This is a genomic window from Acinetobacter sp. YH12021 (genome assembly GCF_013420145.1).
Classification (GTDB): Bacteria; Pseudomonadota; Gammaproteobacteria; order Pseudomonadales; family Moraxellaceae; genus Acinetobacter; species Acinetobacter towneri.
Map to the genome: position 1 here is coordinate 11,910 of NZ_VOYT01000001.1, position 24,649 is coordinate 36,558.

At 41.4% G+C, this 24,649-nt stretch carries 23 protein-coding genes; 12 read left to right on the plus strand and 11 right to left on the minus strand.

The features are described from left to right. The first annotated feature begins 13 nt into the window (after window positions 1-13). Window positions 14-1,333 carry an MFS transporter gene (locus FTT91_RS00030; RefSeq protein ID WP_180168733.1) on the plus strand — a complete coding sequence of 440 codons (1,320 nt, stop codon included), beginning with the start codon at window positions 14-16 and terminating at the stop codon, window positions 1,331-1,333. A gap of 4 nt (window positions 1,334-1,337) precedes the next feature. Beyond that, a complete protein-coding gene (coq7, locus tag FTT91_RS00035; protein WP_004973212.1) occupies window positions 1,338-1,973 on the plus strand; it encodes a 2-polyprenyl-3-methyl-6-methoxy-1,4-benzoquinone monooxygenase in 636 nt (211 codons plus the stop codon). A 313-nt stretch (window positions 1,974-2,286) separates the two neighbouring features. Here the strand turns inward: coq7 and FTT91_RS00040 are convergent, their stop codons facing one another. From FTT91_RS00040 to FTT91_RS00075, 8 genes are all read right to left on the minus strand, one after another. Then, window positions 2,287-2,724, minus strand: a complete 438-nt coding sequence (locus FTT91_RS00040; protein WP_180168734.1) for a 2-amino-4-hydroxy-6-hydroxymethyldihydropteridine diphosphokinase — start codon at window positions 2,722-2,724, stop codon at window positions 2,287-2,289. Next, complete coding sequence (gene folB / locus FTT91_RS00045; protein WP_004973210.1) at window positions 2,681-3,061, minus strand: dihydroneopterin aldolase; 381 nt, start codon at window positions 3,059-3,061, stop codon at window positions 2,681-2,683. The genes FTT91_RS00040 and folB overlap by 44 nt, the downstream gene beginning before the upstream one ends. Window positions 3,062-3,213: 152 nt before the next feature. Continuing rightward, a complete protein-coding gene (locus FTT91_RS00050) occupies window positions 3,214-4,512 on the minus strand; it encodes an AarF/ABC1/UbiB kinase family protein (protein ID WP_178865885.1) in 1,299 nt (432 codons plus the stop codon). A 58-nt stretch (window positions 4,513-4,570) separates the two neighbouring features. Continuing rightward, complete coding sequence (locus tag FTT91_RS00055) at window positions 4,571-5,299, minus strand: HesA/MoeB/ThiF family protein (RefSeq protein ID WP_096900943.1); 729 nt, start codon at window positions 5,297-5,299, stop codon at window positions 4,571-4,573. A 163-nt stretch (window positions 5,300-5,462) separates the two neighbouring features. Continuing rightward, a complete protein-coding gene (locus tag FTT91_RS00060; protein ID WP_180168735.1) occupies window positions 5,463-6,173 on the minus strand; it encodes a hypothetical protein in 711 nt (236 codons plus the stop codon). Window positions 6,174-6,428: 255 nt separating this feature from the next. Then, on the minus strand, window positions 6,429-8,075 hold the full coding sequence (locus tag FTT91_RS00065; protein WP_131260808.1) for an AMP-binding protein: 1,647 nt from the start codon (window positions 8,073-8,075) through the stop codon (window positions 6,429-6,431). 276 nt (window positions 8,076-8,351) lie between these two features. Then, on the minus strand, window positions 8,352-9,488 hold the full coding sequence (locus FTT91_RS00070) for an acyl-CoA dehydrogenase family protein (protein WP_180168736.1): 1,137 nt from the start codon (window positions 9,486-9,488) through the stop codon (window positions 8,352-8,354). A gap of 148 nt (window positions 9,489-9,636) precedes the next feature. Continuing rightward, entirely contained in the window at window positions 9,637-10,407 is a 771-nt protein-coding gene (locus FTT91_RS00075) for a 3-hydroxyacyl-CoA dehydrogenase (protein ID WP_180168737.1), read from the minus strand. Between the two features lie 142 nt (window positions 10,408-10,549). On the opposite strand from FTT91_RS00075, the gene FTT91_RS00080 reads away from it, so the two are divergent. From FTT91_RS00080 to FTT91_RS00090, 3 genes are all read left to right on the plus strand, one after another. Beyond that, window positions 10,550-11,575: an AraC family transcriptional regulator gene (locus tag FTT91_RS00080; protein ID WP_180168738.1), complete on the plus strand. Its 1,026-nt coding sequence runs from the start codon at window positions 10,550-10,552 to the stop codon at window positions 11,573-11,575. Window positions 11,576-11,835: 260 nt separating this feature from the next. Then, entirely contained in the window at window positions 11,836-12,186 is a 351-nt protein-coding gene (locus FTT91_RS00085; protein WP_179997420.1) for a hypothetical protein, read from the plus strand. Between the two features lie 203 nt (window positions 12,187-12,389). Then, on the plus strand, window positions 12,390-13,301 hold the full coding sequence (locus FTT91_RS00090; RefSeq protein WP_004973196.1) for a bestrophin family protein: 912 nt from the start codon (window positions 12,390-12,392) through the stop codon (window positions 13,299-13,301). A gap of 114 nt (window positions 13,302-13,415) precedes the next feature. Here FTT91_RS00090 and prmC read toward each other — a convergent pair whose 3' ends face one another. Next, a complete protein-coding gene (prmC, locus tag FTT91_RS00095; RefSeq protein ID WP_131260809.1) occupies window positions 13,416-14,246 on the minus strand; it encodes a peptide chain release factor N(5)-glutamine methyltransferase in 831 nt (276 codons plus the stop codon). Then, window positions 14,246-15,334: a peptide chain release factor 1 gene (gene prfA / locus FTT91_RS00100; RefSeq protein WP_004973192.1), complete on the minus strand. Its 1,089-nt coding sequence runs from the start codon at window positions 15,332-15,334 to the stop codon at window positions 14,246-14,248. The genes prmC and prfA overlap by 1 nt, the downstream gene beginning before the upstream one ends. Before the next feature lie 386 nt (window positions 15,335-15,720). Here prfA and FTT91_RS00105 point away from each other — a divergent pair, with 386 nt between their 5' ends. The 4 genes from FTT91_RS00105 to FTT91_RS00120 all read left to right on the plus strand — a co-directional run bounded on the left by FTT91_RS00105 (window position 15,721) and on the right by FTT91_RS00120 (window position 18,914). After that, window positions 15,721-16,146 carry a glycine zipper 2TM domain-containing protein gene (locus FTT91_RS00105; protein ID WP_004973189.1) on the plus strand — a complete coding sequence of 142 codons (426 nt, stop codon included), beginning with the start codon at window positions 15,721-15,723 and terminating at the stop codon, window positions 16,144-16,146. Between the two features lie 245 nt (window positions 16,147-16,391). Beyond that, window positions 16,392-16,889 (plus strand): hypothetical protein, encoded by a 498-nt coding sequence (locus FTT91_RS00110; protein ID WP_004973185.1) that lies wholly within the window; start codon window positions 16,392-16,394, stop codon window positions 16,887-16,889. Window positions 16,890-17,110: 221 nt separating this feature from the next. Then, window positions 17,111-18,115 carry an LLM class flavin-dependent oxidoreductase gene (locus FTT91_RS00115; protein WP_004973182.1) on the plus strand — a complete coding sequence of 335 codons (1,005 nt, stop codon included), beginning with the start codon at window positions 17,111-17,113 and terminating at the stop codon, window positions 18,113-18,115. Between the two features lie 244 nt (window positions 18,116-18,359). Continuing rightward, window positions 18,360-18,914 (plus strand): flavoprotein, encoded by a 555-nt coding sequence (locus FTT91_RS00120; RefSeq protein WP_180168739.1) that lies wholly within the window; start codon window positions 18,360-18,362, stop codon window positions 18,912-18,914. Window positions 18,915-19,028: 114 nt separating this feature from the next. Here FTT91_RS00120 and FTT91_RS00125 read toward each other — a convergent pair whose 3' ends face one another. Beyond that, entirely contained in the window at window positions 19,029-19,865 is an 837-nt protein-coding gene (locus FTT91_RS00125; RefSeq protein ID WP_004973178.1) for a pyruvate, water dikinase regulatory protein, read from the minus strand. A gap of 155 nt (window positions 19,866-20,020) precedes the next feature. On the opposite strand from FTT91_RS00125, the gene ppsA reads away from it, so the two are divergent. The 3 genes from ppsA to cyoA all read left to right on the plus strand — a co-directional run bounded on the left by ppsA (window position 20,021) and on the right by cyoA (window position 24,647). Then, window positions 20,021-22,399 (plus strand): phosphoenolpyruvate synthase, encoded by a 2,379-nt coding sequence (gene ppsA / locus FTT91_RS00130; RefSeq protein WP_004973175.1) that lies wholly within the window; start codon window positions 20,021-20,023, stop codon window positions 22,397-22,399. Window positions 22,400-22,473: 74 nt separating this feature from the next. Beyond that, window positions 22,474-23,271, plus strand: coding sequence for an RDD family protein (locus FTT91_RS00135; protein ID WP_180168740.1), 798 nt, complete (start codon window positions 22,474-22,476; stop codon window positions 23,269-23,271). A 302-nt stretch (window positions 23,272-23,573) separates the two neighbouring features. After that, window positions 23,574-24,647 (plus strand): ubiquinol oxidase subunit II, encoded by a 1,074-nt coding sequence (gene cyoA, locus FTT91_RS00140; protein WP_004973169.1) that lies wholly within the window; start codon window positions 23,574-23,576, stop codon window positions 24,645-24,647. Window positions 24,648-24,649 lie beyond the last annotated feature (2 nt).

Sequence of the window (24,649 nt, forward strand, 5' to 3'; positions counted from 1 at the left end):
AAGTTAATCACGCATGGAAAAAAATGAACATTTGTTGAGGAGTCGTCGCTTTTTGCCGACGTTTCTCACTCAATTTTTTGGCGCACTCAATGATAATGTGTATAAACAAGCGCTGCTTTTAGTCTTTACCTATGGTCTGATTAGCCAGCAATCTGCAAATGTCAGCACCTTGAATAATTTAGCAGCCTTGTTGTTTATTTTGCCGTATTTTATTTTTTCTGCCACCGCAGGACAATTAGCAGACAAGTATGAACGTGCCCAATTGGTGCGTGCCATCAAACTGCTTGAAATTGTCATCATGCTGATTGGTACCGTTGGTTTTATTTTAGGAAATTTGTGGCTATTGCTGATTGCCTTATTTTTAATGGGCGCACAATCGACCTTTTTTGGCCCAATCAAATATGCCATTTTGCCTGAAGTACTCAAACCGCATGAACTGATGTCGGGCAATGCAATTTTCCAGTCAGGTACATCCATTGCAATTTTATTGGGGATGATTTTAGGCGGTGCAGTGATTTCGGTATCTGCAGGCAATTTAGTCTGGATTAGCTTAACTGTGGTGATTATTGCACTAATTGGTTATGCCTCAAGTCGTTTTGTGCTGACGCAGCGCGTCACGGCACCCGACATTCAAATTGACTGGAATTTTTTCCGCACCAGTTTCCAGACTTTAAAATATGCCAAAAGCCTGCCGATGATTTTTTTGATCTTACTTGGAAACTCTTGGTATTGGTTTTATGGGACAACGTATTTAACCCAAATTCCACAACTCACTCAACAAAACTTGCATGCTTCTGAAAACGTGGTGAGTTTATTACTGACGCTCTTTTCTGTCGGTATCGGTGTGGGTTCTTTGCTCTGCCGTAAAATAGGCGGTACAGACGTTAATATTAAAATGGTGCCTATTGGCGCAGTCGGTTTAACCGTCTTTGCTTTTTATTTGGCAGGCGCATTGGCTTTTGTACCAGAAAAAACAGGTGCGCTATTGGGCTTAGCCGAAGTCTTTCAGCAAGACTGGAGTTATTATCATGTCATGTGCGCAGTCACTTTACTCGGCATTAGTGGCGGTTTTTACATTGTACCCTTATATGCCATGATGCAAGCCTATTCCCCTCGCTCGCACCGCGCACGTGTGGTCGCAGCCAACAATATTTTAAATGCGGTATTTATGGTGTCATCTGCCATTTTTTCGATTTTAATTTTAAGCATTTTAAAAATTGATTTAAAAATTTTATTTAGTATTACGGCTGTTTTAAGTGCTGTTTTCACCTTTTGGCTCTTGTTAAAGCTCAAGCCAATGTTAGATACTGCACAGGACTCTTTGGAGGATTAATTTCATGCGTCATTACACAGGCATCGACAAGTTTATTCATTCATTTGACCAAGCCTTACGTAGTTTAGTACCTGGCACAACTTCGGCTCAACGTGAAAACCCGGGCAATACGGTTGAAACCAAATTGGCTGTGAGTGAAGCACGTCATGTTGCAGGCTTAATGCGAGTAAACCATAGTGGTGAAGTCTGTGCACAAGCCTTATATCACGGTCAGGCTTTAACTGCGAAATTGCCCAATGTACGTCGTGAAATGGAACAGGCTGCAATTGAAGAACAAGACCATTTGGCGTGGTGCGAAGACCGCTTAAAAGAGTTAGACAGTCACACCAGTTTGCTTAATCCTGTATGGTATGGCTTGTCTTTTGGGATGGGTGCAATTGCAGGTATTGCGGGCGATAAATACAGTTTGGGTTTTGTGGCAGAAACTGAACGTCAAGTCAGCTTGCATTTAGAACATCATATTAGCCAATTGCCTGAACAAGATGATCGTTCACGTAAAATTCTAGTCCAAATGAATGAAGATGAATTGCATCATCGCGATACGGCGCTCAAAGCAGGTGGTGTAGATTTGCCTGTACCTGTACGTTTGACCATGACTGCGATTTCCAAGCTCATGACCAAGACCAGTTATTATATTTAATGAATTGATAACACTTAAACGCTCACAATTGTGGGCGTTTTTTTATGTCATTGGAATAGAAAACATCTCGATTAAAACGATCAAAAAATAACAGAGAAAGAGCCGATCTTGAGTTATCCCAAGATTTATCCGCAGATTTTGTGGATAGTTTTTAAGTGCAAAGCCGTATAAATACAGAAAAATATTATTTTTGATGGTTTTTCATACAAACATATCAGCAAGATATGACACAATGATGTAAGCCGAAATCAGATCACGTATCACAGCCAAAATTTAAAAATGCATCACTGATCTGCCAATTTTACTGGCTGATTTACTCTTCACAACTCACAATGGGATAGTCATGCGCAGAATGCACAAAAGCCTCATCTTGCCAAATATCCCACATTGGAATTTTAACATCTAAAGCCAGTGGCAGTTTTTTCGGATTGAATTGCATTTGAGCTAAATTTTCACCCCACGCAATAATATCAATATCCAGCGGAATATCATGCGATGGGCGCACACGCCCTGCTGCAACTTCCAATTCCTTAAGGATGACGTTTAGATGCTCAAAGCTTAAACGGCTTTTTAGCAAACAAGCAGAATTCCAATAGTCTGCACCAATTCCATCACGGCATGGAATCAGATAAATGTGCGAAAAATGCACTTCACCCAATGCAGCAATTTGCTGATAGGCATTTTTAAACGGACGCGGTGCTTCGCAGTTACTCGCCAGAGCGAGGGCAAAAATCGTTTCGGTGGCGTTCAAGACGAATTCCTACAGAATTGGCTTCTGGAATAATGGCAGGTTTGCGAATGGTGATGGTAATGGATTCAATGGCGGCAAAAGTCGTAAAAAGTGCATCCAATACCAATTGTGCGGCATGCTCAATCAATTTGGGCGCAGCCTGCTGAATCACTTGCGCTGAAATGCTGCAAATTTCTGCATAATTGAGCGTGTCTTGCAACTCATCTGAAGCTGCAGCTTGGCTTAAATTGGTGGCAATAATCAAATCCAACATAAGCGGTTGTTGAATCTGACGCTCCCATGCAAAACAGCCGACGACTGTTTCTACCTTTAAGCCTTCAATGATAATTGCATCCATGACCACACTCTATATTTCATTTTAAATCCTTCTATCTCTGTCTATTGAAAGGGATATTTGCCGTATTTTAAAGCCACACTGAACTCATAAAACAAAAGATCGGTGGCTTTAAAATATGCAACCAGAAGGCTTGATTCGCCCAATATGGATAATTAATGCTTTAACAACAAATTCGGATCAATACTTTGTACCATCTGCAGTCGTTGATCGGCATAAATATCGGTATAAGGTGCTAAAACGCGCATGAAACGGTCAAAGTACAACATTTGCTTGAACAGTAAAGCAAAGTCACGTGGGAAACGAATCCCATGACGCTCACCCACAGCAACCATATCAAGCATGATGTCATTTAAATCTGCAGGGTTAGAAGTCAGCAATTCTTGAGGATCAGCCAGCAATACGCCACTAAATAAACGCTCTAAATCTGCTGCCAAAACCTGAGTATCAATTTGCGTGTCAGTCATGCCCATTTTGAGCATATTTTCCGCCATAAGCGTGTAGTTGGTATTTTGCAAGGCATCCATAAAGGCCATACAAGCAGTCCACACTTCAGGATTTAGCTGTCCGACAATACCAAAATCAATAAAGCCGACACGCCCATCTTCAAGCAACATCAGGTTGCCTGCGTGTAAATCGGCATGGAAACTGTTACACATCATCAAACTACCGAACCATGTATTCATGGCAGTAATCAATACTTGCGATGGGTCGTTAGATACTTGTTTCACCACGTCAAAATCGGTCAAAGGTACGCCATACAAACGCTGCATGGTCAATACGCGACGGGTGGAATATTGATGATAGACCTTAGGTGCAGTGGCTTTTGTATTTTGGGTCAAATTCAGATAATTAATAAAATCATCTAGGTTACGTGCTTCTTCAATAAAGTCGACTTCACGCACCATACGGGTTTTGATTTCTTCGACAATATCGGCCAATGACGCAAATTTGACTTTAGGTACAGCTTTTTCGAGTAATTTGGTCGCCCAGTGCAAGACGTTTAAATCGGTATAGAGAATAGTTTCTACACCCGGTTTTTGCACTTTAATCACTACATCTTCGCCACTCACCAATTTTGCAGCATGTACTTGTGCGATAGATGCTGAAGCTAAAGGCTTTTCATCTATTGAGGCAAATATTTCATCTAAATTGCGCCCTGCAAATTCAGATGCCAATACTTGCTGTACATAGCTAAACGGTAAAGTTGGAGTTTGGTCTAAACAACCTTGAAATTCTTCGACATATTCACGTGGGAACAATGACGGTGTACTGGCAATAAACTGCCCAAGTTTAATGTAGGTTGAACCTAAAGATTCAAATGTTTCGCGCATGAGTTTGGCATTACTTGGCTTTTCAGTGGCATATTTAATGCCTGCTTTGGCTGCCACTACGGCAGTTTCACCCATGCGAGCAACTGAACGTAAACCATCTAACCAGATATTATTTTTCATCATGTCTGAGTCATATTAAAGTAGTGAGAGTTTAACAAAAAATTGCCAAGTAAAAAGGCTATCTTGCCTGACAAACTGGACAGTTGTGGTCTTGATCAAACGACAATAAGCGTTGTTTCATGCTTAAACCATCCCAAAGTAATAGCTTTTGTTTCAGCGCGGTGTTGCCTAAACCCAAGTACAATAAGGCATGATGCGCTTGTAAACTGGCCATGACGTTGGGAGTGGTTGCCAATACGCCACTGTCAGCGCAGCGCAAACTTTCATTGGCATGTTGTTCTTTCGGGAACAGACATTCATAGCAAGCAGAATCACCTTCGACCATGAACATTTGCCCTTGAAAACCAATGGCAGAGGCACTGAGTAAAGGTACATTCAATTGTCGGCAATATTGATTGACCAAATATCGGGTACTGAAATTATCACAACCATCTAAAACTAGGTCTTGTTGGGCAACTAAAGTGCCTGCATTTTGCGCATCTAACAGCGTGGTTAAACAAACAATCTCGATATAAGGATTAATTTGCATTAATCTTTTTGCGAGAATTTCGGCCTTATAAAAGCCTAAATCTGCGGGGGTATAGGCGATTTGTCGTTGCAAATTACTGGTTTCAATCACATCAGCATCAATCAGAGTGATTTTTCCCACGCCTGCACGTGCAAGTAATTCTGCGCTTAAACAGCCAATCCCGCCACACCCCACAACAAGTACGTTGGCCAGTTTTAATTTTTCTTGGGCTTCAATATCCCAGCCATCCAATAAAATTTGTCGGCTATATAGATGCATTTCTGCATCGCTCAATTCCAACTGAGTATCGAATATGCTTTCCAAGAAAATGCCCTATTCTGCAAAACCAAAACGCCAAGTATAACGGGTATTCAAAGCAAACCGCCATGACGGCGGTTGAATTGTTGCGTATTTGAACAGATGGAGATGTGCAACGACTTGCTTAAAAGTGCATCCGCATGCCTACGTTATAAGTAACGCCATCGGCATCGCCTATATATTCATTATAATAGGCAATTCCACCATTCCAGTAACATGCCGTATTCCCGACTTTGTCTGAGGTTGTCCCATCTTTACAGGTGGTATTCGAGGTGCTGTCATATAACCATTTATAACCGGCAGTGGCGTAAATCGAGAAATCAGGAACAAAGTTCAAACCGACTTCTACGCCCACAGGTAAAGTGACAAAATTGACATCATTGGCAAGCAGCTTTGAACTTGCGCCGCTATAACCTAGACCTGCGTATGTATTGAAATAAAAACCATGATAGCTGATCAGGTTTAAATTCCCGCCCATATTGAATTCATAATAATCCAAATCGTATTCATTGTTTTTTAAGAATTCCAATCTGCCATAAAAACCTGAGCGATGTGGCGTGGTGGAAACACCCAAAGCAAAACCATCTAGTTCTACTGCATCGCCACTGTCAAAATCTGCTTCAAAATTGGCGTATTCGGCAAAGACTGCATAATTTTTTTGTGGCGTTTTTGCTGCTGGATAGCTGGAATAGGCTGTACTTTCAGCAGTTGGCGCTGGGTTCCAGTTTTGTGCATAACTGCCAGAGGCACACAACAGTAAAGCTGCGCCCATCCATATCGACTTCGTAAATATCCGCTTTGACGGCTGCGTGAAATTTAAATGAGCTGTTACCATGATGTTCTCCCCCAATATGTATTGCGCTGCCTACATGCTTTTATCGTAATCGAAGTACATGCAGCCTTGTTCATTGTGTCAGCATAAAGTTGAAAATATCACATCACCAATATGATGCACACATTTTCTATCGATTGAGTTCGTGCTTGCATAATCGGGTGGTTTAAATAAAGAATACAGATTTAAAAAAACGCCAATCTGTATGAATGGCGTTTTTCTTATGGCGCAATAATTAACAGGGCCTATTGGCTGAATTTAGCTCACTTTTTTAAAAGCATTTTGTTTTGCAATTTCTTGTTGCTTCAATAAATTACGCTGAATTTTTCCACTGGATGTTTTAGGCAAACTGCTGACAAATTCAATTTCTTTAGGATAGGCATGTTTCGATAAGCGTGAACGCACATACTGTTGCAGCTTTTCCTGCAATGCAGTGCTTGGTTGATATTGATTTTTTAACACCACAAAGGCTTTTACCACTTCTGTACGCTCTGGGTCTGGCTTACCAATTACTGCGGATTCAAGCACTTCCTCACATTCAAGCAAAGTACTTTCTACATCAAAAGGCCCGACACGATAACCCGAAGTTGTAATGACATCGTCTGCACGACCAATAAAATCAATCCCACCAAATTCATTTAAACGTACCGTATCACCCGTTAAATAATACTGTCCCACAAATGATTTACGGTCATCCCCATCGTAACCTTTGAACCACATTAAAGGCGATTGTGATTCATCCAGTGCAAGTGTGCCAATTTCGCCGTGAGCGACTTCCTGATGCTGTGCATTTAAAACCGCGAAACGATGTCCGGGAATAGCATAACCCGCAGAACCTACTTTTTTCTGATGTTCCAGTGCATGATGATTGGCAATCACCATCCCCAATTCGGTTTGTCCATATTGATCATAAATATTGACTTGTAAATCATGCTTAAACCAATGAATCACTTCTGGTGTGAGCGGCTCGCCTGCACTGCTAACCACACGCAGATGTCGTTGAATATCACCATCAAACTTTTCTTTAAAACCAAAGAACATTCTAAATGCGGTTGGTGAACCTGTTAAATTACTCACCTGATATTTACGGATAATTTCCAGTGCATGATCAACACTAAATGGACGTTCATCCATAATAATGCTATGCCCCAAACTCAGTGGCCCTGTAATACCGTAATACAAGCCATAAGCCCAACCAGGGTCGGCTAAATTCCAAAATGAATCTTCTGCTCTTAAATCGACTGCATGCTGCATATAACCTTTAAATGCCACAATGGCTTTTAAAGGCACAGGTACAGATTTAGCTAAACCCGTAGTGCCTGATGTAAACATCATCAGAAAATCATCTTCAAAACTGCGATACACGGTTTCAAAGTAAGTGTCTTGAGTGCTTAGAACTTGCCAAAAATCTGTATCATGGTTTTGAGCTTGATTTGCTGCGTCCACAGTTAAAATTTTCACATTAGACAAGGCATTTAGTTTTGGACGCTGCTCAGTATTGGTCACAATGAGCTGCGTCTTTGCAGTTTGAATACGGTGCTCAATCGCTTTAGATTCAAAAGCTGTAAATAAAGGCTGATACACTGCCCCAATGCGCCATGTGGCAAAAACCGTAATTAACAATTCAGGCGTACGCGGCAATAATCCTGCAATACAATCACCTGCTTTTAAGCCCAGTTGAGTAAAATAATTTGCCAATTTTCCAGATGCTTCTGCCAGTTGATCAAATGTCCACGATGCAGTTTGACCGTGTTTGCCTTCCCAAATTAAGGCAGTTTGTTGAGTACCCGTATAGCGTCCGCAACATTCTTCATAGGCATTAAGTGCCGTTGGCGTTCCTGCCAATTGGGTTTGAATCAGTTGCTCAATATCAAACTGTTGATATGCCTCTTGCAAAGTTTTCATTCTTTTAAGCTCCGTCTTAAACTGATGACACTGCAATTCATTTGCAGCAATATGCGTTATTGTTTTAACCGTTTTTACAAGTTAGGATTGAATCGCTCTTTAAAATTTAAATTAGGTTTGCTGTGTTGAAGTCGATCATGCAACGCAATCACGACATGATCTTCGCGTATTTTTCAATCAAGTTAGCTAAACATGATTTGAACATTTTCTCAATTTCCACATCCTGCAATAACCTTGCAAGCTTTGGACACCGACTAAAGTTTTAGATACTCAGCTTTAACGCTTAGTCACTTCACGTGCAATCACCAAACGCTGAATATCGGATGCACCTTCATAAATTTGGCTAACGCGCACATCGCGGTAAATACGTTCAACAGGGAAATCAGATACATAGCCATAGCCCCCATGTATTTGAATCGCATCTGAACACACACGCTCTGCCATGGTTGAAGCAAAAAGCTTGGCCATAGATGCTTCTTTTAAACACGGTAAGCCTGCATCTTTGAGGCTTGCGGCATGTAGAATAAGCTGTCGTGCAGCTTCAATCTGTGTTGCCATATCTGCCAAGCGAAACGCGACTGCCTGATGTTGCACAATTTCAACTCCAAAAGCTTTACGCTCATTGGCATAGTCCACGGCTGCATCTAAAGCTGCTCGTGCCATACCCACCGATTGCGCGGCAATACCAATACGCCCCGACTCTAAATTAGAGAGTGCAATTTTGTAGCCTTCACCTTCTTGCCCCAATAGGTTTTGTGCAGGAATACGGCAGTTTTCCAACACGATGGTGGCGGTATCGGAACAGTGCTGTCCCATTTTGTCTTCTAAACGTGCCACGATATAACCTGGTGTGTTCGTCGGGACTAAAAAGCAGGAAATGCCTTTTTTACCCGCAGTTTTGTCCGTTACAGCAAAAACTAAAGCAACATCTGCATATTTGCCTGTGGTGATAAACTGCTTGGTACCATTTAAAACCCAATCCTCGCCATCTTTTTCAGCTTTACATTCAATCGCGCTGGCATCAGAGCCGACTTGTGGTTCAGTTAAACAAAAGCAGCCTAACCATTCGCCTGTTGCCAGTTTAGTTAAATATTTTTGTTTTTGCGCCTCTGTGCCGTAGCGTTGTGTAATTCCGCATGGCAATGAGTTTTGCACACTCACAATCGTTGAAATTGCACCATCACCCGCAGCAATTTCTTCTAAGGCTAAAACGAGAGATACATAATCTAAACCTGCACCGCCCCATTCTTCTGCAACGGTCATGCCCAAAGCACCTAGCTCACCTAGTTCCTTTAACTCCTTTGCAGGGAATTCAGCAGTTTTATCACGTGCTGCTGCAGTTGGTTTAAGCTTTTCCTGTGCATAACTGCGCAGCATATCCTGAATCATTTTTTGTTCATGGCTTAAAATCATGGTGACCCTCTGTGTATATGGTAGATGTTGTTTTTGTCAGGAATGCGCGCAACATCCTTGTGCTGTATTGCAACGGTTTTTTAGTATCCAGTTTTTCAATACTTGAATTTTTGCTTAGGCTATTTTATGGAGATAGCATCGTCATAACTTATTTCGGTTGCATACGAATTGCGCCATCCAAACGAATCACTTCACCGTTTAAATAACCATTTTCAAAAATATGACCCACCAATTGCGCAAATTCTTCAGGCTTTGCCAAACGTGGTGGAAATGGCACCATTTGCCCTAAAGCATCTTGCACATGCTGTGGAAATGCTTTCAGCATCGGGGTTTCCATAATACCGGGGGCAATCGTCATCACCCGAATGGCTTCACGTGCCAATTCACGTGCCAAAGGCAGCGTCATCCCCACAATTGCACCTTTCGATGCAGAATACGCACTTTGTCCAATCTGCCCATCAAATGCTGCAACCGAAGCAGTATTCACAATCACACCACGCTCTTCTTCATCGGCGGCTAAGTCATATTTCGCCATCAGTTGTGCCGCAAAACGGATCATATTAAAACTGCCCGTGACATTAATATTCAGCACTTTTTGGAACATCGCCAAATCATGCAAACCATCACGTCCCAAGACTTTGGCAGACGGTGCAATGCCTGCACAATTCACCAAACCATTTAACTGTCCGTATTTTTGCTCAATATGGTTAAAAAGCTGCTGTACTTGGTTTTCATCGGTCACGTCTACAGCTACGAACTCTGCATTTTCGCCCAATTGCTGTTGAAGCTGCTGCCCAAGTTCTTGATTCATATCAACCAAAATAACTTTTGCACCTTGCGCAACTAAATGTTGTGCAGTCGCAGCACCTAAACCCGATGCACCACCCGTGACCACACAGACTTTTCCTTGAATTTTCATTTTATTTTCCTTATAAATTTTCAGGTTGATACAACTTAAGAAACAGATTAATCACACTCAAGCTAGAGTACAATTTCCAAACCCTGCATCGACTATGATGTATTTGAACACTCAACTTGTAAATGGAATACCACGCCATCCCATGAATGCAACTCAGCTCACTTACAGCAAAGGTACAATTTCAATTGCTTTAGTCCATGAAGCTTTGCATACTGCACAGCAACGCGGTATGGATACTCATGCGATTTTGCAGACGGCGGGTATTCCTGCAGAGCTTTTACATTCCAACAAAGCGAGGGTGTCAATTCTGCAATATGGTCAATTGTGGATTGCACTGGCAGATACCATGAATGATGAATTTTTTGGCATGGACAGCCATGCTATGCGTCGTGGCAGTTATCAACTCTTGTCTAAATGGGTGTACCAAGCAGAGCATTTAAAGGCCGCATTACAGGACATTTTAAATTTCTTTAATTTAATACTGGATGATTTTTCAGGTGAATTAAACGTAGATGGTGAATATGCAATCTTAACCATTCACGATAAATATCAAGTGAAACCGATGTTTAGTTATGCCACATATTTAATGCTGATTCATGGCTTGATGTGCTGGCTGACAGGACAACGTATTGCTATCTTAAACATGCAACTCAAATGTGCTGCTCCGCAGGATGATGCTGATTATCGTGTCCGTTTCTGTGACCAAATTGAATATGCGTGTACAACGCATAAGATTTATTTTGAGGCAAAACATCTTGATTTAAAAATCAAGCAGGATAAAAAAAGCTGGAAACGCTTTTTAAAACAAACGCCTTTTAATCTTTTAGTGCGTTATAAAAACCCACATGCGCTGAGTCATAAAATTCGTAAACAATTAATGCGATTGCCGCCGAGTGAATGGTTAGAGCTGAACGAATTAACCCAACATTTCAATATGTCTGAAGCGACGTTCCAACGGCGTTTAAAGCAGGAAGGCACTAGCTATCAGCAATTAAAAAATGAAATCCGTCGAGATACGGCAATCGAATTGTTGAGCAAAACCCAACAATCACTTCAAGAGATTAGCGATCAATTAAATTTCCATGATCCTAGTGCTTTTCATCGTGCCTTTAAAAAATGGACAGGGGTCAATCCTGGGGCATATCGACAATATACTGAAAACACATAACTGAACGCTCATAATTGCGTGACTTATCACCTACTACTCAGCCACTATCTTGTATATTTTACAAACAACTTAATTATAAAAGAAAACTCAAAGCTGTGATTTCAAGGTTTAGCAGTGAACTGGACGTTCATCGGCACAGCATTGTCAAAGTATTAAATTTAGTTTACTTTTCAATCAATTTAAAGCATAAATTTTATGCAATTCGGCTGTCATACTCCCCCTGTAATATTAAATGTACGAGCATCTTTGGAGGTTTCCCCATGCTTAAGATGATGGATGTACTTGAACACAATCTAGTTCAAAATTTCTCTCACTCCCTCAACCAAGCTTCTGAACAATTAGATGAATTACTCAATCAAAGTATTCTAAATACCTCAGAAGAGCAGTTACGTAATGTCATGTCTGCGTTTTTCAAACGTGAAGATGCACTTGAAGCAGCGCAAGCCCTAGATATTTGCCAAGAAGATTTACAATCTTTGCAAGCGGGTTTGGCTCTCAAAGATGAACACCTGTGCGATACCGCTAAAATTGTTGCGCTATGTTTGGCTTTAGAAACAGACAGTTTGGCACAAGTTGAAATTCCTGACTGTTTGCAAGATTACCCGATCTAAACTAAAACTTCGGGTATTCATTTGCTGAAAGTATTTAAAAAGTGATGTCTTCATGGCATCACTTTTTTATTGGCTGTTGCAATAATAAATAAGAAAAATTGACTTTAAGCCGCTTGCTGCTTTTTGAATCAAAAGCTAGCTATCATCTTGCCAAGCGTTGTTTGTCTATGAAACACTAAGGACAGCTTCAAGGATGCATCAAGATGATTATTCGCAATAAAAACAACAGTTTTACCCTACTGTTTGCATGGTATGGGACAATTTTACCCACGGTCTTACCTGCACTTGCAATTGTGGTCTTCCTTTCTACGGTCTTAGTGTATTTGTCTTCTCACCACTTTTTTCAAGTGCCGAGCGTACCAGCCATTGGCTTTACCATTTTCGGTATTATTTTGTCTATTTTCCTCAGTTTTAGAAATAACGCCAGTTATGAACGTTGGTGGGAAGGTCGAAAATTGTGGGGGACGTTAATTGCAACATCACGGCATATTTCACGTGACTCATACGTACTGCCAGATCAACAGCGTCGGGTCTTGATGTATCGGGTCATGTTGTTTAGTAATTTATTGCGTAACCGTTTACGCAATCAAAACCAACCTATCGATTTTTATCAAAACAAAGTCAACCTCACATCTGCAGATTATGAAGCATTATTTCCGCATATTAATGCCGCACAGTTTATTTTAGAAAGCATTCAAAAAGAGTTAGTCAGCGCACTGAAAACAGGTGAAATTTCCGATATTATTTATCAAGGCTTGAATCAACATATTGTTGAATTGGGTAATGTGCAAGCAGGTTGCGATCGAATTCTCAGCACACCCTTGCCTTTTTCTTATTCAGTCTTGTTGCACCGCACTGTGTATTGCTTCTGCTTTATTCTGCCTTTTAGTTTAGAAGCAAGTTTAGGAATCTGGACACCAATTTTGGTGGGTTTAATTGCCTATTTATTCTTAGGTTTAGATGCTCTCAGCGAACAACTTGAAGAACCTTTTGGCCTGCAAGACAATGATTTACCGCTCAACTCCATGGTGCGATTAATTGAACGGGAAATGCTGAGTTCACTTGGCGAAGAACTGCCACCTGCAATTTTGGCAGTGAAAGGCAACCTAAGCTGACATCAGTTGAGTTGAGGCTCATAAATTGGTCTTGCACTTAAACTTTGCTAATCATTCGTCTATGTTTGCAAGCTGATAAATAGATCTCACAAGATTTTTAACTGATATAACACATCAGCCAGCAAGCCATTGTGCTAAAGTCACCCGATCATTGCCTGCATAATCTTTGACTGTACGAATGTCAGAAAAACCGTGTTCTGCAAAAATCGCTTGCACTGCTAAAGCTTGGTCATAGCCATGCTCTAGTGCAATCCATCCATTTGCTTTCAGCCAGTGCTTACCCTGCGAAATAATCTGCAGAATATCTGCCAAACCCTGATCTGCTGCCACCAATGCACGTTCAGGCTCTGCTGCCAAAGCAGACATGTGTGCATCATTAGCATCTATATACGGCGGATTAGATACAATTAAATCAAAACGTGGCTCGGCTGCTGAACCCAATGCCTCAAACCATGCACCACAGGCAAATTGCACCTGATTTAAAGCATGCTTGCTTGCATTTTCTTGAGCAACTGCAAGTGTTGGCAGGTAAATATCGGTTGCGGTTACCTGCCAATCTGGACGTTCAGATGCTAAAGCCAAAGCAATCGCCCCTGTACCTGTGCCTAAATCGACAATTACAGCATCACGTTGTAATGACAAAGCCAACACAGTTTCGACCAAAACCTCGGTATCAGGACGTGGCACCAAAGTATCGTGCGTGACTTTTAAATCCAGTGTCCAAAATGGCTGTGAACCTGTGATATACGCCAAAGGCTCGCCTGCTGCTATACGTGCCAAAGCCTGCACATACATCTGCTCTTGCGCGGCACTCAATTCCTGATCAGCACGATATTTTAATTCAAGCGCACTGAGTCCTAAAAAATGCTCTAACAACCAAATATTTTCTTGACGCTCATAGCTATCGACTTCACCACGTAGCGCCAAGGCTTGTGCAATATTCATTAACCACCGTTTTGCTGAGCAAGCATCGCCAACTGATCTGCCTGATATTCACGATGCAGACTATCTAGTAGTTCAGTTAAATCACCTTCCATCACCGCATCCAACTTATATAAAGTCAGGTTAATACGATGATCTGTCATACGTCCTTGCGGATAGTTATAGGTACGAATACGCTCAGAACGGTCACCCGAACCCACCAAATCACGACGCATTTCTGAAGTTGCTGCATCTGCTGCAGCACGTTTGGCATTTTCCAAACGTGATGCCAACAACGCCATCGCTTTCGCTTTGTTTTTATGCTGTGAACGCTCTTCCTGACATTCCACCACAGTACCCGTCGGAATGTGGGTTATACGCACTGCAGAGTCGGTTTTGTTAACGTGCTGACCACCCGCACCCGAAGCACGATAGGTATCGATACGCAAATCGGCAGGGTTAATATCTACCGTGGTGTCTACATCTACTTCAGGTAAAATTGCCACAGTACACGCTGATGTATGCACACGACCTTGCGATTCAGTCGCAGGAACACGTTGCACACGATGCGCACCACTTTCAAACTTCAAACGGCCATACACGCCTTCGCCATTCACCAAGCAAATGACTTCTTTATATCCGCCGTGTTCACCTTCATTTTCAGATAAAATTTCGATTCTCCAGCCCTGACTTTCGGCATATTTGCTATACATGCGGAATAAGTCACCCGAGAAAATCGCGGCTTCATCGCCACCTGTCCCTGCGCGAATCTCCAAATAAGCCGAGTTGGCATCATTCGGGTCTTTTGGAATCATTAAAATATTTAAGTCAGCTTCAAGTTGCTGAATCAGCGCTTTATTGTCTTTAATTTCTTCTTGCGCCATTTCCTTAAAGTCAGGATCAGACAACATTGCTTCGGCTGTTTCAATATCGGCTTCGGCTTGTGTGTATTGTGACCACACTGCCGTAATTTCGTCTAAATCACTGTGTTCACGTGATAATTGACGAAAACGCTTGTTATCTGAAATCACTTCAACATCTGCCAACAAAGCAGTCAATTCTTCATGGCGGTCAGAAAGCTGATCTAATCGTAAACGTAACGATTCTTTCATTGTTTAAAAAATCTCAATGCAAAGGCTGTTACATGCAACACGCAGCACAGCGAAATAAAAAATTGCGCATAGTTTACCGATTCTACCACCCAAATAACATCATTATTAAGTCTGTACGATGTTTGAAATGCCTATCTGCAGATGTTCTAGCAGTATTTTTGCTTGATAATGCTGTGCATTGCGGTGAATGTACAACTCACCAAGTACCGCAATTAGCATCCGCATTTGGACATTTTTTTAGCAATTTTAATCAAACTCATACAAAGCCCACACCAAAGAACACCAATCTCGTCTGCACTCTCCACATTTTAAAAGCGGCGCTTTGTTAAATTGAGCCCATCAAAATTGATCATAAATAAGTCCTGTAAATGGACATGGAGTTCAACATGAAACTTAATGCAATGTTAATGACAGCAGCTTTAGCCACAGCTTCAATGCTCAGTGCCAACGTTTATGCAGACAATACTACGCGCGTTGCCGCAGCCAGTGCTTTAGGCAGTGTTGCAGGTACAGCTATTGGTAAAAATATGGGTGGTACTACGGGTGCAACACTAGGCGCTGCCTTAGGCGGTGCTGGTGGTGCAGCCGTGGCGAGTGATAAGCGTCATCGTACTGAATCTGCAATTGGTGGTGCTTTGGGTGGTGGTGCGGGTTATACCGTAGGTAAAAATATGGGCGGTACCAATGGGGGTTATATTGGTTCAGCTTTAGGTGCAGCAGGTGGTGCAGCACTCGGCAATAAAATCTCGAAAGATAAAGAATATGACCGCTATCAAGAACGTAAATGGAAGAAAAAACGCAACCGTCGTTAATCTTGAACGATAGGCATAGAGCAGCAAAAAAGCATCAACACAGGTTTGATGCTTTTTTATAGGATTAATTTTTCTTCATATATCAGTTCAAAAAAACGACCATAATCAATATGAAGAAATTTAGCAGTGCAATTACAAAGTCTTTACCAAACTTTGCAGATTTACCTCATTGCCCTTCACGATCTTTGCCATCTGTTTCTATATCTTCATTACAAAACATATTAATCAATATTTGGAGCATCCGCATGAAACTTAATCGTATTTTATTGGGTAGCGTTATCGCAAGTTCTGCCTTGCTTATGAGTACTGCACATGCAAACGATACACGTGTTGCCGTAAGTTCTGCCTTGGGTGGTGCTGTCGGAGCAGCAATTGGTCAACAAATGGGTGGACAAACAGGCGCGATGATTGGTTCAGCCATTGGTGGTGCGGGCGGTGCTGCAGCTTCTGCCAATAAACGTGACCGTAACGGTGCCATGATTGGTGCTGCCTTGGGCGGTGCAGGTGGATATAGCGTTGGTCGCAATATGGCAGGCAACAATGGTGGCTATGTCGGTGCAGGACTCGGCTCTGCAGGTGGTGCAGTATTAGGTCAAAAAGTTAGTGAAGACCGTCGTGATGATCGTTATGACCGCCGCTATGATAGCCGTGGCTATCGCTACAATGACTACCGTTATAATGACCGTTACCGCAAAGACAATGGCTTACATTTAGGTCACTATAAAAATGGTAAACGTCGTTAATTTCTCACGATACTTCTAACAATCAGCACCTTCGGGTGCTTTTTGTTTGCTGACTACTTGCTTGGATAAATGTTTTTTTATAAAGCGTGCTTTTTGGATGAATGTCGCGCGTTGTTAAATGGCAATATCTCATGACTCGCCCATATATCGAAAATTTTCGATATACAAAATCAGTGCAGCATCGTATGATAAAACTCTCTTTAATCAAGCTGGAATAAATGATGCGTTCCCTGCAAGACACAAAATTTGCCATTCTTGAACTCGCACCTGTACGTGATGATCAATCAGTACAGTTTTCACTGCATCATGCACTTGAATTAGCACGACACGCAGAACAACTCGGCTATGACCGTTTGTGGTTGGCGGAACATCATAATATGGATGGCATTGCCAGCTCAGCAACCGCAGTTCTTTTGGGTTATTTATTAGCAAATACGCAAAAAATTAAACTCGGTTCTGGCGGTATTATGCTCCCCAACCACGCACCGTTAGTGGTCGCTGAACAGTTTGGAACTTTAGCGACTTTATATCCTAACCGTATTGAACTCGGTTTAGGTCGCGCACCAGGCACAGATCAAGTGACCATGCGTGCGCTGCGTCGTGGGCGACAGGAAACTGAAGATCAATTTCCGCAAGATGTTTTAGAAATTTTGCATTACTTTAAAGATGCTGAACCACAACAACGTATTGTTGCTACGCCAGGACAAGGGACACACGTTCCTGTATGGTTGCTTGGTTCAAGTTTATTTAGCGCACAACTTGCTGCAAAATTAGGACTACCCTACTCATTTGCCTCACACTTCGCCCCGCGTATGCTTGCTCAAGCCATTCAGTTATATCGTGACAATTTTGAGCCTTCAGAATATTTAGAGCGGCCTTATGTGTCTATGGGTGTGCCAACAGTGGTTGCAGATACCGACCAAGAAGCAGAATTTTTGGCGACTAGTGCCTATCAGCGTGTTTTAGGTTTAATGCGTGGACAAAGCCTAAAACTCAAAGCTCCAGTCGAAAGTATGGATGGCTTATGGTCACCTGCAGAAAAAATGTCAGTTGATAGTTTTTATGCCATGGCGCAAATTGGCTCAAAGGCGACTGTCAAAGCAGGATTGGAAAACTTATTGGCGAAGTATGATGTCGATGAGTTTATTTTTACCTGTGACATCTATGACACAGAAAAACGCTTACATAACTTTGATTTGCTCATGCAAATGAAGTTAGATACTTAATTAGCTCCGACCTTGTAGTTCTATTGAGCTACAAGGTTTCATCAATTAAAAACATTTAAAATAAATAACTTAAATCCGTTTTCTTGTTCTCTTTCGCTTAAATCTCAGTAATCTCAGTTGAATTAATTTTCAATCTTTAGGAATGACTGGCTCGCCTGCACAAAAGACTTTACCAAACAGTACTGCCCCAACAAAATAGAGTAAATGTTCTAATTTATAAAATGAATATATCAAGAGATTCAGCATGGTCAGTCCTAAACACGACGTACATAGACACGCTTTTCAAAACTGCTTGGCAGATTTTCAAGAATTCCAAGGCGAATGCATTCCTGCAACTGAAATCAAACAGCATGACTTCACAGGTTTACGCGTTGCAGTTATTGGTGCAAATCAGGACAGCGTGGCACAACTCGATAGAATTTGTCAGCAAGCAACATCTGTTCAAGTCTTTCAAATTGCACCGCATTTTGTCCTGCCAAGTACAGAACGTGGCATCCATCGCCTAATTAGCCATCCTTTGGTGTTTAAAAATCGACGTTTGTTTAATAACCGCGTCAAAAATATTTTGGCTTTACGCTTTATAGATGCTCAAGTCAAAGACACGTGGCTTAAACGTCAACTCACACCAAACATTGCAGATACACATCAACGCTATTTTAAATCTGATCATTATTATTCAGCTTTACAACGCGAAAATTGCCATTTGATTACTTGGCCAATTGTCAAAGTCTGTGCACATAGCGTGCATAGTATTGATGGACAAGAACATCCAATTGATACCATTATCACTACATTTTAAGTCACACTAAAAGCATTATCATTTAAATAAATAGTAGCTTGATTTTTATTCTATTTAAATCCAATAAAAAAGAGCCAAAATAAAATTTTGGCTCTTTTAATACATATAGTTTCATTAACCAATACGACGTTTTAAACCTGTCATTTGTAAAACACGTGTTGAAATTTCTTCAATCGACATTTCTGAAACATTTAAATATTTAATCCCTTCTGAAATATAAATACCTTCAATCGCACGCAATTCCATTTGGCATTGATTAAAACTTGCATAACGGCTATTAGCTTTACGTTCAGTACGAATTGCCACAAGGCGTTCAGCATCAATCATCAAGCCAAATAACTTATGTTTATGCGGCTTTAATACGGCTGGCAAACGGTTGTCATCGAGGTCTTCTTCAGTCAATGGATAGTTCGCCACACGAATCCCGAACTGTAAAGAAAGGTAGATGGAAGTTGGCGTTTTACCCGAACGCGACACCCCAATCAGAATCAGATCGGCCTTGTCGTAATGGCGTGTACGTGCGCCATCATCGTTATCTAAGGCAAAATGCACCGCATCAATACGTGCCTTGTAAGATTCAGAATCTGTTACGGCATGCGTCTGCCCGACCAAAGTGGTTGGTGGTGTTCCTAACTCTTCAGAAAGCTTACTAATTAAGCCTTCAAATACATCTAAATTAATTGCTTTGGCAGTGTTGATAATGTCACGCACATATTGGTCAACCAAGGTATCAAACACCAAAGGTAATTGACCATCAATTTGTGCTCGGGCATTAATCTCTGCCACCACATTCATAGCCGCTTCTTCAGACGTAATATAAGGATGAATATGAATATCAAAGTCCACATTTGGAAATTGCGCTAAGAGTGAATGTCCAAGGGTTTCAGCCGTAATTGCAGTTCCATCGGAAATAAAAAAAACACTCCGCTTAATTTGTTTACCATCTGACATTAAAATTCTCCTTAAACATTTGTCTTAGTGCTATATAATCTTTATAGTAAACCGATCTTACATGACTGTCGCTTAGTAAAACCAAATTGCTAAGTAGATTTATTATAATTTCATGACAAGATAGTGATTAATACTGCAAAAGTGGAGTAACAACTTTGGAAGCGCGCGTAATTGGTCTGGAAAAATTAGGGAAACACGATGTTGAGCTCGTGGGTGGGAAAAACTCATCTTTGGGCGAAATGATCAGCCACTTATCTAATGCTGGTGTATCGGTACCAGGTGGCTTTGCAACAACAGCTGCTGCTTATCGTGAATTTCTCGAGCAAAGTGGCCTAAACGCTAAAATTCAAGCAGAGCTAAAAACACTCAATGTAGATGACGTGAATGCGCTTGCTGAAACTGGTGCAAAAATTCGTCAATGGATTGTCGACACTCCGCTTACTGCATCACTAGAACAAGAAATCCGAGTTGCTTTTGAAGCACTCTCTAACGGCAACCCAAACATCGCGGTTGCCGTTCGTTCATCTGCAACTGCAGAAGATCTACCAGACGCATCTTTCGCAGGTCAGCAAGAAACATTCCTAAACATCCGTGGCATTGACAACGTATTAATTGCCATTAAAGAAGTTTTTGCATCTTTGTACAACGACCGCGCGATTTCTTACCGTGTACACCAAAACTTTGACCACGATGTCGTTGCTTTGTCTGCAGGCGTACAACGTATGGTACGTTCAGAAACTGGCGCTGCTGGTGTAATGTTTACCCTAGATACAGAATCTGGTTTCCGTGATGCTGTATTCATTACTGCTTCTTATGGTTTGGGTGAAATGGTGGTTCAGGGTGCAGTTAACCCAGATGAATTCTATATTTCTAAGCCTTTATTAAAAGCAGGCAAACACTCAGTTTTACGTCGTAACCTTGGCTCTAAACACCAAAAAATGATTTATGGTGAAGAAGGCGCGGCTGGTAAATCTGTAGTTGTGGTCGATGTTGAAAAACAAGATCGCCAACAGTTCTCTTTAAATGATCACGAACTACAAGAATTAGCGAAACAAGCGTTAATTATTGAAGAACATTATCAAGCGCCTATGGATATTGAATGGGCAAAAGATGGTGATGACGGTCAAATCTACATCGTTCAAGCACGTCCTGAAACTGTAAAAAGCCGTGAAAACGTCGGTACTATGGAACGCTACCTATTGAAACAAAAAGGTACGGTCATTTGTGAAGGTCGTTCAATTGGTCAGCGTATCGGTTCTGGTAGAGTCCGCGTTGTAACGTCTATTAAAGAAATGGACAAAGTTCAGGAAGGTGACGTTCTTGTTTCAGACATGACTGATCCAGACTGGGAACCAGTGATGAAACGTGCTGCTGCAATTGTCACTAACCGCGGTGGTCGTACTTGTCACGCTGCAATTATTGCCCGTGAATTAGGCGTACCTGCAATTGTAGGTTGTGGTAATGCAACTGAAGTTTTGACTGATGGTCAGGAAGTTACAGTTTCTTGCGCCGAAGGCGACACAGGTTTCATTTATGAAGGTGCTTTAGATTTTGAAGTTCAAAAGAACTCAATCGAATCTATGCCTAAACTTCCGTTCAAAATCATGATGAACGTTGGTAACCCAGACCGCGCATTTGACTTTGCTCAAATTCCAAACGAAGGGATTGGTCTTGCACGTTTAGAATTCATCATCAACCGTATGATTGGTGTGCATCCTAAAGCATTGCTTAATATTGACAGCTTACCACGTGAAACACGTGCAGCAGTTATGGCGCGTACTGCGGGCTATTCATCGCCAATCGAATTCTATGTAGAAAAATTGGTTGAAGGTATTTCTACCCTTGCTGCTGCATTCGCTGACAAACCAGTGATTGTGCGTATGTCTGACTTCAAATCAAACGAATACGCAAACTTAATTGGTGGTAAGTTATATGAGCCAGAAGAAGAAAACCCAATGTTGGGCTTCCGTGGTGCAAGTCGTTATGTGTCTGACAATTTCCGTGACTGCTTCGAGCTTGAATGTCGTGCCTTGAAAAAAGTACGTGACGAAATGGGCTTAACCAACGTACAAATTATGATTCCATTTGTACGTACCGTTGCTGAAGCAAAACGTGTGATCGAATTGCTTGCGCTGAATGGTTTAAAACGTGGTGAAAATGGTCTGAAAGTGATCATGATGTGTGAATTACCAACCAACGCATTGTTGGCTGAACAATTCCTTGAGCATTTCGATGGTTTCTCTATCGGCTCAAATGACTTAACTCAGTTAACACTTGGTTTAGACCGTGACTCAGGCATTGTTTCTCACCTGTTCGATGAACGTGACCCTGCAGTGAAAGCATTACTTTCTATGGCAATTCACGCATGCCGTAAAGCAGGTAAATATGTCGGTATCTGTGGTCAAGGCCCTTCAGATCACCCTGACCTTGCACGTTGGTTAATGGAACAAGGTATTGAATCTGTATCTTTAAACCCAGACTCAGTTTTAGACACTTGGTTCTTCCTTTCTGAAGAAAAAGCTCAACAAGCATAGTAAAACGTGTTAAAAGAAAACCCATGCACCTGCGTGGGTTTTTTTTCAAATTCATTTTTTGAGATTTTATATTTATGCAAATTTACTTGGCACGAAATAATCAACAAGCTGGGCCATACACCTTAGAGCAGCTCAACCAAATGCTCGCCAGCCAACAAGTGTTGCTGACAGATTTGGCTTGGCACCAAGGCATGAGCGAATGGAAAGCTTTAGGTGAACTCACCCAAGGTAAACTTGTATATGAACCACAAGGCTACGTCAGCACACCACCTGCCCCTGAACATTCACCTTTTCAAAATACAGATTACACGGCTACAAACACATCACGACCAAGCTCAGCATCGTCAAACTCCAGAACACAGGCAACAAAAAATGAATTGGCGAGCATTAACCAACGTGCTTTAGCCAAAATTATAGACATGTTGTTATGGTTGCCTGCAGCAGCACTTCCCTCTTTTTTCTTAAATGCGGACCAGTTTGAACAATTGTCTGGTTTACAACAAAAAATGCAGGCAGCGACAACGTCTGATCAAGCCATGCAATTGCAAACTGAACTCTTTCAGCTCATTCCAATGCAAGCTTGGCAAGCGGTGGCAATTTATTTATTGATTATGCTGGGCATACAAGCCTTGCTGCTGGCTAAAACTGGACAAAGTATTGGCAAACGTCTGACTAAAATTAAGATTGTCGATGCTGAAACCGAAGAAAAAGTCAGCCTAATGCGTGTGTTTACTATTCGCTCTATCATTTTCATTATTTTGAATATGATGTTTATGCCCTTCATCACAATTTTAGATTATGGCTTTGCATTTGGTGCAAAACGACAGGCTTTGCACGATAAACTCGCCAAAACCAAAGTCGTAAAGCAATAATTTGATTTTATTTATTCAGGGATGATTGATCATCCCTTTTTTCTTATAATATTGATAAATATAAATAAATTAAAATTAACACAAATAATTCCGAGTATAAAAATTGGTTTTTATTCCCTCCACTTAAAGCCGCTTTATGTGTAGCTTAGTTTGTCGATATCAGGCATAATGCCCTACAACGTAGCGGTGTCCGATGATTAAGAAGACTTTTTCATCTTTTTTGATGTCTTTTTAATCATGCGACACTTTAATCGCTATCCCATATTAAATTAGGGAATGGGACTCTTCACCGAGGTTGTAAAATGAGACAAACGATTTTAGCTGTATTGTCTTTATCTACGATGGCTGCACTCTTAACTGGGTGTGGCGGTGATTTAGTACTTCTGAACTCAAAAGGTCCAGTTGCAGCAGGTCAAAGTAACCTGATGATGACTGCGATTTACCTAATGCTATTGGTGGTTATTCCATCTGCAATTATGGCATTGTGGTTCGGTTGGAAATATCGCGCATCGAATAAAGACGCAGACTATCAACCAACATGGTCACACTCTACTGCAATTGAAATTGTAGTATGGGGTATACCTGTTATTATTATTTGTATTTTAGCTTGGTTAACTTGGTGGGGTTCCCACAAGTACGACCCTTACCGTCCGCTAGAATCCGAAAAAGCTCCTTTAACTGTTCAAGTTATTGCTGAACAATTTAAATGGATCTTCATCTACCCAGAACAGAACATTGCTACTGTTAACGAATTACGCTTCCCAGAGCAAACGCCTGTAAGCTTACGTTTAACATCTAACTTCACAATGAACTCGTTCTTTATCCCTGCATTATCTGGTCAGATTTATGCAATGGCGGGTATGCAAACTCACTTGAACGTTTTAGCAGACAACACGGGCGAATTCCGTGGTTTCTCATCTAACTACTCAGGTTATGGTTTCTCGCAAATGCGCTTTAAAGCTCACTCTGTAACTCAAGCTGATTTTGAGCAATGGGTAACAGCTGTTAAAGCAGGTCAAGGTACGACTATCAATCCTCAAGCTGTTCAAAAAACAGTTTTAGATCAAGCTGAATTTGCTTCTTTACGTGACGGTAACCGTTCACAGAAACAAATTGATGCAATGGTTCGTAACGCCAAAACTGAATTAGAGAAAAAACTTGCTGCAACGGCTTTAAAAGAAGGTCCATATAAGACTCAGCCACATCCTGTGACTTATTACTCTTCTGTTGAGCAAGGCTTGTTTGAATCAGTGATCAATAACTATATGAGTAACTACCATGGTGCTGACCATTCAGCTCCTGTAGTGGCTGGTGAAGCGCCTGCTTCTGAAACTCATGTAGCAGTTGAACATGCGACTGCTTCTCAAGGGGAATAAGA